The organism is Microbacterium luteum, from assembly GCF_015277875.1.
Taxonomy (GTDB): domain Bacteria; phylum Actinomycetota; class Actinomycetes; order Actinomycetales; family Microbacteriaceae; genus Microbacterium; species Microbacterium luteum.
This window is the reverse complement of sequence record NZ_CP063814.1, coordinates 451584-464464: the sequence shown is the minus strand read 5'-3', so window position 1 is coordinate 464464 and position 12881 is coordinate 451584. Positions and strand designations below refer to the sequence as shown.

Sequence of the window (12881 nt, the reverse complement as noted above, 5' to 3'; positions counted from 1 at the left end):
GGGCTGCGGGTCAGCGCCAGGCGGATGCGGGGGTCAACGGCACCGGTGACGGGCGCTCGACCGAGGTCGTGAGCTCGATGCGGGTGTGCGCCGCGGCGGCGGCGTGGAGCGACTCCATGACCTCCAGCACGTGCAGCGCCACATCGCCCCCGGCCCGACGGTGTCCGGCGAGGAAATCGAGCAGCCCGATGCCGCGCGCGGCGCCTTCGTAACCGGCCGACACCGGCAGCGTGTCCCATTCCGCGCCGCGGCGCGGGAACCGCGACACCGGGCCGGCGTGGTGGTTCGGGTCGGGAAGGACCAGGGCCCCCTCGGTGCCGTAGACCTCGAGCGGGCGGGCCGCGGTGGCGACACCGTCGAAGCTCATCGTGACCGTCGAGATCCCACCTCCCGCGTGCTCGAGCACGCCCGCGATGTGGGTGTCGACCTCGACCGGCACGATCTCGCCCCTCCGCGGCCCCGAGGCGATCTCGCGGGTCGTGCGCGCCCGCGAGGCGGCGCCGGAGACGGCGACCACCGGGCCGAGCAGGTGCACGAGCGAGGTCAGGTAGTAGGGCCCCATGTCCAGCAGCGGGCCGCCGCCGGCCCGGTAATAGAAGTCCGGCTGCGGATGCCAGTGCTCGTGGCCGGGCGAGACCCACGTGGCGGTCGCGCCCACGGGCGCCCCGATGAGACCGTCGTCGACGGCTCGGCGCGCGGTCTGCACGCCCGTGCCCAGCACGGTGTCGGGGGCGCATCCGACGCTCACCCCCTCGCGGGCGGCAGCGAGCATCACCTCGCGCGCATCGGCGAGGGTCGCGGCGAGCGGCTTCTCGCCGAACACGTTCTTGCCATGCCGGATGGCGGCGAGCGCGACCTCGGCGTGCGCGGCGGGGATCGTGAGGTTCAGCACCGTGTCGACCTGCGGGTCGGCGACGAGGTCGGCGGTGGACATCGCGCGGCTCCCGTCGAGCGCCGCGGCCGTCGCATCGGCGCGGGCGGTGTCGAGGTCGGCGACCGCGGCGATGCGCACCCCGTCGACCCCGGCGAGGGTGTCGAGGTAGGCGCGCGAGATGACCCCGAGCCCGACGATCCCTATCGTGTGCGTGCCGCCCACAGCATCCCCCTCTCGACGATCGTGCGCACGCTGTGCTCGCGCAGCACCTCGACGCTGTGCCCGGGCGTCGCGACGAACACGCGCCCGTCTCCCCACAGCCGTGTCCAGACTGCGGGTGAGGTGATCTCGCGGTGCCACGGATGGTACGGCTGCACCGGGTGCGTCGTGGTGGCGAGCACGTCGATGAGGTCGTCGTGGAGCACCCAGTACTGCTCGGTGTGCAGCGAGAAACCGTCGATGCCGCGGGTGATCTCGTGGTCGCGCCCGAGGTCGGTCATCGCGACGCGGTAGGTGAGGTAGTTGTCGGTCTCGTCGCCGTGCACCTCGGCGGGGTGCTTCGAGGGATGCGTCGCGAACTGCCCGCCGATCAGCTGCAGGTAGTCGGAGCTCTTCCGGTACGAGTCGGCGATGCCACCGTGCCACCCCGCCATTCCGGTGCCGGCCGCGACGGCGCGGCGAAGTCCCGCCACGGCCTGGGCGGAGATCTCCGACATCGTCACGGATTGCACGATGAGATCGGTCGCGGCCATGCGGTCCGCGTCGGCGTAGACCTCCGGACTCTCCTCGACGACGACCTCGAAACCCTCGGCCCGCAGGAACGGCAGGAAGAGCTCGGTCGCCTCGACCGGATGATGGCCCTCCCACCCGCCGCGGACCACGAGCGCGGAGCGCGTCATGATGCCCTCCCCTCGTCGTCGCGCCGGTGCACGGGCGTCATCACGGCACCGTTCGCCGCACTCTCGGTCACCGCCGCGAGCACCCGCTGCACACGCGCCGCCTCGGCGAACGACGGTGCAGCAGCATCGACGTCGCCACCGATCGCCCGCACGAAGTCGACCACCTGGTGCGTGAACAGGTGCTCGTAACCGAGTCCGTGTCCGGGCGGCCACCACGCCCCCGCATACGGATGCTCGGGTTCGGTCATCTGGATGCGGCGGAAGCCCTGCGCGCCGGCCGGGTCATCGGCGCGGTAATACTCCAGTTCGTTCATGCGCTCGAAGTCGAACGCGACGGATCCGAGGGAGCCGTTGACCTCGATCCGGTTGGCGTTGCGGCGGCCGGTGGCCAGGCGCGTGGCTTCGATAACGCCGAGGGCGCCCCCCGCGAAGCGGGCCGTGACGGCGACCGCGTCGTCGACGGTGACCGGCAGCCGCTCCCCCGCGCCGGCCACACCGCCGATTCCGGCCTGCGTCACCATCGGCGGACGGGTGGGGACGAAGGTGCGGAGCACCGCCGAGACGGCCGCGATGTCGTCTCCGATCAGCCACTGCGCGGTGTCGATGGAGTGCGCCCCGATGTCGCCCAGCGTCCCCGATCCCGCACGATCGCGGTCCAGTCGCCAGGTGTGGGGAGCGTCGGGATCGCTCAGCCAGTCCTGCAGGTACTGCGCCCGCACGTGCCGGATCTCACCGAGCGCACCGTCGGCGATGTGCGCACGAGCGGCGGCAAGGGCCGGGGTGCGGCGATAGCTGAATCCGCACAAGGCGACGCCCGGCGCGGTCGCGGCGGCGTCGACCATGCGATCGGCCTCCGCGACGGAGTTCGCCAGCGGCTTCTCGCACAGCACGTGCTTGCCGGCGGCGAGGGCCGCGAGCGCGATCTCGGCGTGCGTGTCCCCCGGTGTGCAGATGTCGACCACGTCGATGTCGGCACGACCGACGACCTCTCGCCAGTCGGTGGCGTATTCGGGCCAGTCCAGGTCACGAGCGGCAGCGGCTCCGTCGGCGCGGCGACCCACGAGCACGACGGGGACGATCTCACGGCCGAGCGGGAAGAAGCGCGGCGCCGTGCGCCACGCGTGCGTGTGCATGCGGCCCATGAAGCCGTTCCCGATCACGGCGATCCGCAGCGGCGCATCCGGAATCGTCATCGATGCTCCTCTCTGTCTGCGACGAGCGTGCCATCGGCAGCAGGGCCGCAGCCGAAACTTGCGCAAAACCGGCGCCCTGCTCGATGGTGGAGCCATGACCCGGGCGACCCTGGCAGACGTCGCGGCCGCCGCGGGCGTCAGCGTGGCCACCGCATCGCGGGCGATGTCGGGGCGCGGCGACCTGTCGGCGCAGACGCGGCGTCGCGTACGGGAGGCGGCGACGGCGCTCGGGTACGGACGGCATGCCGCACGCGGCGGACGCCCGGCCGCGAGCGCTCACCTGATCGACCTCGTGCTCGGCCGCTTCCACAACCCGTGGGCCGACGAGGTGACCGCGGGGGCGCACGGGGCGGCGACCGCCCGCGGCTACGACCTGGTGCTCACCGAGGAGAGCGACTTCCCGGGCGACGATTGGCCCGTGCGCGTGCGTCGGCGCGGCTCGGCGGGTGTCGTGCTCGGTCTGATCTCGCCCACCGCGTCGCAGCTGGGCGCGGTGCAGAAATCGCACATTCCGGTCGTCCTCCTCGATCCCCCGTCGGAGGCGACGCACGGCATGCCGAGTGTGCGCACGACCGATACCGCCGGCGCCGCGGCGGCAGCCCGGCACCTCGCCGCCCGCGGCGCGACCCGCTTCGCCGTCCTCGGCGGCGACCCGCCGTTCCGGTACGGACGGGCCCGCCGCGACGGATTCGTCGAAGAGCTCGCCCGCCACCTGCCGCACGCCGACGTCGACGCGACCACGAGCGCGTGGCACGCTCCCGCCGCGCGCGATGCGATGGTCCCGGTGCTCCGGCGGCGAGACCCGCGCGATCGCATCGGCGTCTTCGCGGTGTCGGACGAACATGCGGCCGGTGTCTACGCCGCGGCGGCGGCATCCGGTGCGCGCATTCCCGACGATGTGCTGGTGGTGGGGTTCGACGATGTGCGCGGTGCGCGCTGGATGACCCCGGCACTCAGCACGGTGCGGCAGCCGATCCGCGAGATGGCCGCCACCGCGGTCGGACTGCTCGCCGACGCCGCCGAGGGCGCCCCGCCCCCGAACGCTCCGATCACGCTGCCGACGACGCTCGTCCCTCGTGCATCCACGTGACCGGCATCGAAGGGCGACGGCCTCGAGGTGGTGAGGGTGTGGCAGGGTGGCGACATGCGTATCGCTCTCACCGGCGCGACCGGAAAGCTCGGCTCGGTCGCCATCCGCGAACTCCGCGCCGCCGGACACGATGTCACCGGGTTCGACGCGGTCGGCGCCCGCGCGTCGGGATTCGTGCAGGTCGACCTCACCGACTACGGGCAGGTGATCGACGCGCTCGGCGGTGTCGACCGCACTGCGCCGTTCGACGCGGTCGTGCACCTGGCGGCCATCCCGGCGCCAGGGCTGCGCACCGACGTGGCGACTTTCCACAACAACATGCCCGCGACCTTCAACGTGTTCTGGGCCGCGGCGAGGCTGGGCATCCGGCGCATCGTCTACGCCTCGAGCGAGACGGTGCTGGGCCTGCCGTTCGACGTACCGCCGCCGTACATCCCGGTCGACGAGGAGTACCCGCCGCGCCCGGAGTCGGTCTACTCGATCGTGAAGACCCTCGAGGAGCAGCTGGCACGCGAGCTCGTGCGGTGGCACCCCGACCTCTCGGTGAGCGCGCTGCGGTTCTCCAACGTGCTCGTTCCCGACGACTACGCCGGCTTCCCCGACTTCCAGGACGACCCGATGGTGCGCAAGTGGAACCTGTGGGGCTACATCGACGCGCGCGACGGTGCTCAGGCCATCGACAGGGCGCTGCAGCACGCCCCCGCGGGCTTCGAGGCCTACATCATCGCGGCCGCCGACACCGTCATGAACCGGCCGAACGCCGACCTCATCGCCGAGGTGTTCCCCGGCGTCGAGGTGCGCGGCGAGCCGGGCGCGCACGAGACGCTGCTCTCGATCGACAAGGCCCGCCGCGTGCTCGGGTTCGACCCGAAGCACTCCTGGCACGACCACGTCTGACCCTCGCCGCTCTTCGCTCGTCACTCGTTCGCCGAACCACCCCTTTTCTCGCCGAGCCGCCCCGCTATTTTCGGCGGAGGAGGGCTCGCTCGGCACGAAGGGGCCGGCTCGCCACCCATCGGCGGTTTTGCACTCCGGATCATCAAGTGCAAAAATGCACTGAATGGTCGAGAGTGCAGTTTCTTCGCGTGAGCAGCGGACGCGCGACACCGAGCGCGCGCTGCGCCGTCGCGCGCGCGAGCTCACCGCCGAGCGCGGGCTGACCGGCTTCACCGTCGAAGAGCTGTGCGCTGAGGTGGGCGTCTCGCGACGCACCTTCTTCAACTACTTCGCGGGCAAGGAGAACGCCGTCCTGGGTGTGTCGATGCGCACCGACGTCAGCGAGGCGGAGGCGGCGTTCGTCACCGGTGACGGCGACCTGCTCGACGCTCTCGCGGCGCTCATGATCGCGCGGTGGGAATCGGTCGACATGGACATCTCCGAGGCGCGCCTCGTCGGTGCGGCGGTGGAGAGATCGCCCGAGCTGCACCGCACCTTCTTCGCCCACATCGCCGAGGCGCAGCGCGCCGACCGCGCACTCATCGCCGGCCGACAGGGATGGCCCGACGACGACGAGCGGGCCGCCGTCGCGGTCGACCTCGTCGGCTCGCTCATGCGCCCGTGCGTCGACCGGTTCTTCGCCCACGACGGCACGGTGCCCTTCGCCGATATCTTCCGAGACCGCCTCGCCGTCGCGCGCTCCCTCCTCGACCCCGCCTGCTGACCTCCGACAAGGACCCCTCATGACCTCCTCCGCCCTGGAGCAGCCGTTCCTCCTCACCAAGCGGCGCATCTGGATCATCTTCAGCGCCCTCATCGCGGGCATGCTGCTGGCGAGCCTCGACCAGACGATCGTCTCGACGGCCATGCCGACGATCGTCGGCCAGCTCGGCGGCGTCGAGCACCAGGTGTGGATCGTGACCGCCTACCTGCTGGCCACGACGATCGTCATGCCGATCTACGGCAAGTTCGGCGACGTGCTCGGCCGCCGGCACCTCTTCCTCATCGCCATCGGACTGTTCACCGTAGCCTCCGCCGGCGCGGCCTTCGCGGGCGACTTCTGGGCGTTCGTCGCCTTCCGCGCCATGCAGGGCCTCGGCGCCGGCGGCCTCATGATCCTGTCGCAGGCCATCATCGCCGACATCGTCCCCGCCTCCGAGCGCGGCAAGTACCTCGGCCCGCTCGGCGGCATCTTCGGCCTTTCGGCGGTCGCGGGCCCACTGCTCGGCGGCTACTTCGTCGACCACCTCACGTGGCAGTGGGCGTTCTACATCAACATCCCGATCGGCATCGCGGCGTTCGTCATCGCACTGGTGGCACTCAAGCTGCCGGTGAAGCGCGCCACCAAGCCGATCGACATCCTCGGCGTGCTGCTGCTGTCGACCGCCACCACGTGCCTCATCTTCTTCACCGACTTCGGCGGCGACGCCGCACACGGCTGGGAGGCGCCGGAGACCTGGATGTGGGGTGCCGGCCTCCTCATCGCCGCGCTTCTGTTCGTGTTCGTCGAGTCGCGCGCGGCCGACCCCATCATCCCGCTCAGCTTCTTCCGTAACCCGGTCTTCGTCAACGCCACGGCGATCGGCCTCATGATCGGGCTGGCGATGTTCGCCGCGATCGGATTCATCCCCACCTTCCTGCAGATGGCGTCGGGCACCTCGGCAGCCGTGTCGGGCCTGCTCATGCTGCCGATGATGGTGGGCCTCATGGGAACCTCGATCGCCTCGGGTCTGATCATCACGCGGACCGGGCGCTACAAGGTCTTCCCGATTGCCGGAACGCTCACGACGGGCCTCGCGATCGTGCTCATGGCCGGCATGACCGCCGAGACGCCCATCTGGATCATCTGCGTGTTCCTGTTCATCTTCGGGGCCGGACTCGGCCTCATCATGCAGGTGGTCGTGCTGGTGGTTCAGAACGCGGTGCCCGCGGCCGACATCGGATCGGCCACGAGCACGAACAACTACTTCCGCGAAGTGGGCGCGGCCCTCGGCACCGCGGTGTTCGGCACCCTGTTCACCACCCGCCTGAGCGAGAACCTCACCAGCGTCTTCGCCGACGCCGGAGCGACCCCCGAGCAGGCGGCAGAGGCGACGGCGACGATCGACCCGCAGGTGCTCGATCAGCTGCCCGCGACGGTGCGCGACGGCATCGTCACCGCCTATGCCGACGCCCTCGCTCCGGTGTTCTGGTACGTACTGCCCTTCATCGGCGTCGCGTTCGTGCTGAGCCTGTTCCTCAAGCAGGTGCCGCTGTCGGATGTGGCGGGCCTCGTCGCCCGCGGCGAGGCCGTCGGGGGCGAAGAGGCCGAGCGCCTGGAGGCCGAGCAGCGCGCATCAGCCGACGCCCGCACACCCCGCGCCGCCCGTGCCGCCGATCCCGGCGACGCGAGCAACGCCCCGGGGCGCGATCGACGCGAGCGCTGACGCACTGGCGCCGCGGCGGAGTGTTCACCGGACCCGCCAGCGGCGTATCGTGGTGCACATGGGCACCATCTACTACGGCGGATCCGCCACCCCCATCCACATCGAGGACCGTGCCCTGGCGCACCTCAAGGTCGTGATCGCCACGAAGCTCCGTCGGAACGAGAGCTTCACGGTGTCATGGCAGCATCCGACCGGCGAACCGGAGGGCCGCAGCACGCTGTGGCTGCACCCGTCGATCCCGCTGCGGTTCGTCTTCGACGCTCCCGAGCCGCCGGAATTGAGCCGTCAGTGGATCGAGGACCTCGCCAGCTCCGCCAATTCATCCGGCGGCATCCAGCTGATCACCGAACAGGTGAGCATCACCGACTGATGTGGTCGACGCCCCTCAGCCGCGCGGCGGGTTCGCGTCGGTGACGGGCGCCTCGTCCTCGGGGGGCTCAGGCACGATCCAGAGCCCGTTCGGGCCGCTCGCGGTCTGCATCAGCTCCTCGATCCAGACGCGGTTGATGCGGGGCTGACGACTGCCGAAGAAGTGGAACTGCATCGGCACCGACGGATGCATCCAGAAGCTGCGGCGGCCACTGCCGTCGCCGACCTCGACGTCGAACATGAACGACTCCGCACGGCGCAGCTTGTTCATCACCACGATGCGCAGGTGGGCGAGCACACGGTCTTCGATCTCCACAGAGTTCGAGGAATTGTCGTAGATGAAGCGACCCATGGACGCGAGCCTACCCGGTCAGAACGGCCACACGAACGGCACGTAGAGTACGGCGAACGCGACGAAGAGGGCCGCGAGAGGCAGGCCGAGCCGCCAGTAGTCCCCGAAGCGGTACCCGCCTGGCTCCATGATCATGAGGTTGGCCGGCGTAGCGATCGGCGTGAGGAACGCGGCCGCGCCCGCGACGGTGAGCGCCATCATGAACGGCATCACCGACAGGTCGAGGGTCGCCGCGATCGACACGGCGATCGGGGCGACGATGAGCACGGTCGCGGCGTTGCTGATGAGCTGACCGAGCACGAGGGTGAGCAGGCACAGCGCGAGGAGCACCACGTGCGCGCTCGCGCCGCTCATCGCCGCCAGCACCCAGCCGGCGACGAGGTCGGCGGTGCCCGTCTGGATGAACGCCGTCGACAGCGGGATCATGCCGGCGATCAGCACGATCGTCGTCCACGAGATCGACTGGAAGGCCTGCGGCACGCTGATCGCGCGGGTCAGCACGAGCGCTACGGCCGCGAGCAGGGCCGCGGCGGCGGGCGGCACGACACCGGTCGCCAGCAGCACGACCATCACGGCGAGAACGACGACCGCGCGCTTGGCTCCGCGCCCGAGCGGCACCGAGCGGCGCAACTGCGCGGGCGCGTCCACCGGCAGCATCCCTCCCGAGGCCGTGCGAACCGTCAGGGCATCCCATGTGCCTTGCAGCAGCAGGGCGTCGCCGGCCTGCACCACGATGTCGCCGGTCTTCAGCACCTGTTCGCCGCGTCGGGCGGCCAGCACGACGAGATCGCCGTCGGGTGTGGTCATGCCGGGAGCGACGACGGTGCCGATCAGGGGTGAACGCGGCGCGATGACCACCTCGGTCACTCCCGAGGCGGGGCCGAGGAGCGTGCCGGTGTCGAGCGACACGTCGTACTCGTGTCGAAGCACACGGGCGTGACGGGCGAGGTCGGTCGGCAGCCGCACGCCCTCGCGCATCGGCAGCAGCGGCTTGCCGAGCAGGACGATCACCGCCGCCGACGCGATCACGAGGGGCACACCGACCAGCGCGAACTCGAAGAATCCGAAGGCGCGTCCGCCGTTCTCGGCGGCGATGTCGGAGACGATGATGTTCACCGGCGTTCCGGTGAGGGCGAGGAGCGACCCCGCACTCGCCATGAAGGCCAGCGGCATGAGCAGCTGCGAGGGCGGCAGCCCCGCGCGGGCGGCGACGACGACCACGAGAGGCACGAGGGCCGCGACGGCGCCGTTGATGCTGATGAGCGCCGACGCGATCGCGACGACGGCGCCGATCGCGAGGAGGAGCCGAGCTCGGCCCGTGCCCGCGCGCGTGATCACCTGCTTGCCCGCCCAGGCCGTGACCCCGGTGGCGTCGAGCGCCTCGCTCACGACGAAGAGCCCCGCGATGAAGAGCACGGTCGGGTCGCCGAATCCGGCGACCGCCTCCGGCAGGGTGAGCACGCCGCTGAAGAACAGCAGCAGGGAGACTCCCACCGCGATGACGGCGATCGGCACGCGGTTGCTCACGAACGCGACGACCGCGAGGGCGAGGATGATCAGTGTGGCGGCGACGGGGTCCACGCGGCCAGCGTAGCGATCAGGCCGCGTCGACGGGCTCTGTCGCGAGCCGCTCCTTGACACGGCGTTCGACCAGCACGGGGATGAACGCGCGCACGCGGGCGCCGTCGAGCTGCGCGAGCTCGTCGGCCGCGATCTCGCGCAGCCGATCCTCGCCGACGAACGGGTACGTCTCGGACAGCCGCTCGAGCACGTAGACGAGCGCTTCGTACTCCGATTCCGGCTGGAGGCGGCTCATACTCGCATTGTCCGCCCCGCCGCGGGCGTCGTCCAGGTGCTTCACGGGTCCGTCATGGATCGATCCATAGATTATGGTCTATATATGACCTCCTCGCGCCGGATCGAGACCATCCGCTCCCTCACGGGCGAGTTCGCCGGCAGCGCCGGACTCGCCGCCGTCGTCATCGGGTCGGGGATCGCCGCGCAGACCCTCTCCCCGGGGGACGTGGGCCTGCAGCTGTTCGAGAACGCCTTCGCCACGGCACTCGGACTCGGGGTGCTCATCGCCGTCTTCGCCCCCGTCTCCGGCGCCCATTTCAACCCGGTGGTGACGCTCGTCGACGCGCTGCTCCACGGGCGGCCGGGGCAGAGCGTTGCGACCTACCTTCCGGTCCAGATTCTCGGATGCATCACGGGCGCCGTCGTGGCGAACCTCATGTTCGGCCTTCCCGCCGTGTCGTGGGCGACGACCGACCGGGCGAGTTGGCCGACGCTGTTCGCGGAGGTCGTTGCGACGGCCGGCCTCCTCACGGTGATCTTCGGTCTCGTGCGCACGGGGCGCTCGCACCTCGCCGCCCCGGCCGTGGGCGCCTACATCGGCGCCGCCTACTTCTTCAACTCGTCGACGAGCTTCGCGAACCCCGCCATCACGGTCGGCCGGGCTTTCTCCGACACCTTCGCCGGCATCGCACCGACCTCCGTCCTCCCCTTCATCGGTGCGCAGCTGGTGGGCGCTGGGCTCGCGTGGGCGTTCGTCCGCGCGGTGTTCCCGCGGCCCGTGGCCACCATCCCGACGGCCTAGCCTTCGCGCTAGCCGACCGACGACGGCCATGGGGAGGGGGTTGACCCGAACAGCGCTCCACACGTGAGACTGATGCCGTGACCCGGATGAGAGAGAACCTCCGCGACTGGCGCCAGACGTCGCTGAACCGCCACCGCGTACTGCTGGCGGCCAAGACCGCGGCCGCCGCCGCGATCGCGTGGCTGCTCGTCCCCCTCCTTCCCTTCGTGAGCAACGAGTACTCCTATTACGCCCCCTTCGGCGTGCTCGTGGTCATGTACCCGACGGTGGCCGCCACAGCCCGCACCGGGGGCCAGACCCTCCTGGGTCTCGCGCTCGGGATCGGTTTGGGCGTCGCGGCGCTCGGCGCGACCGAGTTCTTCGACATCCCGCCCGTCATCCCCCTGGCCGCGGTCGTCGGTGTCGGTGTGCTTCTCGGCGGCATCCGACACCTCGGAGCCGGTCGCGACATCCTCGCGGTCGCCGCCGTGTTCGTGCTGCTGCTCGCCGGACAGGCGGGGTCCGGGGACTATCCGCTGTCGTACCTGGTGACGATGGGCGTCGGCGTCGTCGTCGGGCTCGTCGTGAACCTCGTCGTCGTTCCGCCGCTGTATTTCGAGTGGGCCAGTGGCAAGCTCACCGACCTGCGCGAAGCCGCCGCGGCGTTCCTCGACACCCTCGCCGATCACGTGCGCGAGCCGGATGCCGCCCAGGTGGACGCCGCCCTGTCGCACCTGGACGCGATGACCGAAGAGGTCCGACGCGAGGTCGCCGAGGCCGAGGACTCCGCCCGCGCCAACCCCCGGGGGCGGCGCCACCTCGCCGAGCAGCAGGAGAACGCGCGTCGCCTGCGATCGATGGACCTCACCGTCGCCGCCACGCGCGACCTCGCCGAGGTCGTCTCGGGGCGTCATCCCGCGACGCTCCGCGAGATGGACGACGAGGTGCAGCGCCTGTTCGCCGACGCGATCCGCGCCAGCGCCACGCTCACGAAGACGCCGATCGACGACGACGGCCTCGATGACCGGGTGCGCGACGCGAAGGACGCGCTCGAGCGCTACCTCGGTGCACTGCCGTCGACGACCGTCTCGACCTCGACGATGGCCCAGCGCATCGAGCCGGCGATCTTCCTGCGTCGCCTGGTCGACGCCTCCACCCTGTTCATGGATGACACCAGAGCCTGATCTCGGCGCCTGTCAACCCCCGCGGTGATTCGGGGTCTCCGACCCTAGCGTCCGAGCACAACCGCTCACGCGCACAGGAAGGGGAAGACGATGTTCTTCCACAAGCAGGAGTTGCAATTCGCCGCCACGCCCGACAAGCCCGATGCGATCTTCGCCCGGCGGCTTCAGGAGGTGCTCGGCGGACAGTACGGCGAGATCACGGTGGCCATGCAGTACGGCTTCCAGGCCGTCAACTGCCATCTGCCGGGCAAGTACCGCGATCTGCTGTACGGCATCGGCGCCGAGGAGATGGGACATGTCGAGATGCTGGCGGTGATGATCGCGCAGCTGCTCGAGAAGGCACCCGTGTCGCAGAGCGAGGAGGCCGTGGCATCGGACCCGACGCTCGCCGCCGTGGTGGGCGGCATGGACGTGCAGTCGGCGATCGTCGCCGGGGCCGGCGTTCGCCCCGTCGACAGCAACGGCAACCCGTGGCAGGGGTCGTACATCACCGCCAGCGGCAACCTTCTCGCCGACTTCACCGCCAACGCCAACGCGGAGATGCAGGGCCGCACCCAGGTGGCCCGGATCTACCACATGACAGATGACAGCGGCGTGCGGGACATGCTGTCCTTCCTTCTCGCGCGCGACACCATGCATCAGAACCAGTGGATCGCCGCCGCGGCCGAGTTGCGCGAGGAGGGCGTGGAGGACCTGCCCGTTCCGAGCAACTTCCCGCTCAGCAAAGAGGCGCGCGAGCACGCCTACACGTACTACAACTTCTCCGACGGCCAGGCAGCGGCGGAGGGCTCCTGGGCCTCCGGGCCGACGCCCGACGGCAAGGGCGAATTCCGCTATGAGGACGGCCCCGGCACCTCGGTGCCGATGCCGCCGCCGACCACACCCGATCCGCGCTACTACGGCACCGATGCGAAGCCGGGCTTCATCGACAAGGCCGAGGGCGTCGTGCGCGACGCGCTATCGTAGCCGCGAGTCGGCGC

Annotated in this window: 14 protein-coding genes; 8 read left to right on the top strand and 6 right to left on the bottom strand. The window is 70.7% G+C overall.

Features of this window, described 5'->3' with window-relative positions:
* Window positions 1-10 precede the first annotated feature (10 nt).
* The 3 genes from IM777_RS02270 to IM777_RS02260 are packed head-to-tail and all read right to left on the bottom strand — an operon-like array spanning window position 11 to window position 2966.
* A complete protein-coding gene (locus tag IM777_RS02270; RefSeq protein WP_194384485.1) occupies window positions 11-1096 on the bottom strand; it encodes a Gfo/Idh/MocA family protein in 1086 nt (361 codons plus the stop codon).
* The gene (locus IM777_RS02265) at window positions 1075-1773 is read right to left on the bottom strand and encodes a ThuA domain-containing protein (RefSeq protein WP_194384484.1); all 699 of its coding nucleotides are present in this window, start codon (window positions 1771-1773) and stop codon (window positions 1075-1077) included. The genes IM777_RS02270 and IM777_RS02265 overlap by 22 nt, the downstream gene beginning before the upstream one ends.
* Window positions 1770-2966 carry a Gfo/Idh/MocA family protein gene (locus IM777_RS02260; protein ID WP_194384483.1) on the bottom strand — a complete coding sequence of 399 codons (1197 nt, stop codon included), beginning with the start codon at window positions 2964-2966 and terminating at the stop codon, window positions 1770-1772. The genes IM777_RS02265 and IM777_RS02260 overlap by 4 nt, the downstream gene beginning before the upstream one ends.
* Before the next feature lie 94 nt (window positions 2967-3060).
* Here IM777_RS02260 and IM777_RS02255 point away from each other — a divergent pair, with 94 nt between their 5' ends.
* The 5 genes from IM777_RS02255 to IM777_RS02235 all read left to right on the top strand — a co-directional run bounded on the left by IM777_RS02255 (window position 3061) and on the right by IM777_RS02235 (window position 7788).
* Window positions 3061-4056 carry a substrate-binding domain-containing protein gene (locus IM777_RS02255; protein ID WP_194384482.1) on the top strand — a complete coding sequence of 332 codons (996 nt, stop codon included), beginning with the start codon at window positions 3061-3063 and terminating at the stop codon, window positions 4054-4056.
* 54 nt (window positions 4057-4110) lie between these two features.
* On the top strand, window positions 4111-4953 hold the full coding sequence (locus IM777_RS02250; protein WP_194384481.1) for an NAD-dependent epimerase/dehydratase family protein: 843 nt from the start codon (window positions 4111-4113) through the stop codon (window positions 4951-4953).
* 163 nt (window positions 4954-5116) lie between these two features.
* The gene (locus IM777_RS02245) at window positions 5117-5716 is read left to right on the top strand and encodes a TetR/AcrR family transcriptional regulator (protein ID WP_194384480.1); all 600 of its coding nucleotides are present in this window, start codon (window positions 5117-5119) and stop codon (window positions 5714-5716) included.
* Between the two features lie 19 nt (window positions 5717-5735).
* Entirely contained in the window at window positions 5736-7418 is a 1683-nt protein-coding gene (locus IM777_RS02240; protein ID WP_194384479.1) for an MDR family MFS transporter, read from the top strand.
* A gap of 58 nt (window positions 7419-7476) precedes the next feature.
* Window positions 7477-7788: a DUF7882 family protein gene (locus IM777_RS02235; protein ID WP_194384478.1), complete on the top strand. Its 312-nt coding sequence runs from the start codon at window positions 7477-7479 to the stop codon at window positions 7786-7788.
* 15 nt (window positions 7789-7803) lie between these two features.
* Here the strand turns inward: IM777_RS02235 and IM777_RS02230 are convergent, their stop codons facing one another.
* The 3 genes from IM777_RS02230 to IM777_RS02220 are packed head-to-tail and all read right to left on the bottom strand — an operon-like array spanning window position 7804 to window position 9955.
* Window positions 7804-8139, bottom strand: a complete 336-nt coding sequence (locus IM777_RS02230) for a DUF7882 family protein (RefSeq protein WP_194384477.1) — start codon at window positions 8137-8139, stop codon at window positions 7804-7806.
* Between the two features lie 18 nt (window positions 8140-8157).
* Window positions 8158-9720, bottom strand: coding sequence for an SLC13 family permease (locus IM777_RS02225; RefSeq protein ID WP_194384476.1), 1563 nt, complete (start codon window positions 9718-9720; stop codon window positions 8158-8160).
* Between the two features lie 16 nt (window positions 9721-9736).
* The gene (locus IM777_RS02220) at window positions 9737-9955 is read right to left on the bottom strand and encodes a three-helix bundle dimerization domain-containing protein (RefSeq protein ID WP_194384475.1); all 219 of its coding nucleotides are present in this window, start codon (window positions 9953-9955) and stop codon (window positions 9737-9739) included.
* A gap of 84 nt (window positions 9956-10039) precedes the next feature.
* Here IM777_RS02220 and IM777_RS02215 point away from each other — a divergent pair, with 84 nt between their 5' ends.
* From IM777_RS02215 to IM777_RS02205, 3 genes are all read left to right on the top strand, one after another.
* A complete protein-coding gene (locus IM777_RS02215) occupies window positions 10040-10738 on the top strand; it encodes an aquaporin (RefSeq protein WP_194384474.1) in 699 nt (232 codons plus the stop codon).
* Window positions 10739-10815: 77 nt separating this feature from the next.
* Window positions 10816-11901 carry an FUSC family protein gene (locus IM777_RS02210; RefSeq protein ID WP_194384473.1) on the top strand — a complete coding sequence of 362 codons (1086 nt, stop codon included), beginning with the start codon at window positions 10816-10818 and terminating at the stop codon, window positions 11899-11901.
* Between the two features lie 90 nt (window positions 11902-11991).
* Window positions 11992-12867: a manganese catalase gene (locus tag IM777_RS02205; protein WP_194384472.1), complete on the top strand. Its 876-nt coding sequence runs from the start codon at window positions 11992-11994 to the stop codon at window positions 12865-12867.
* Window positions 12868-12881: the final 14 nt, after the last annotated feature.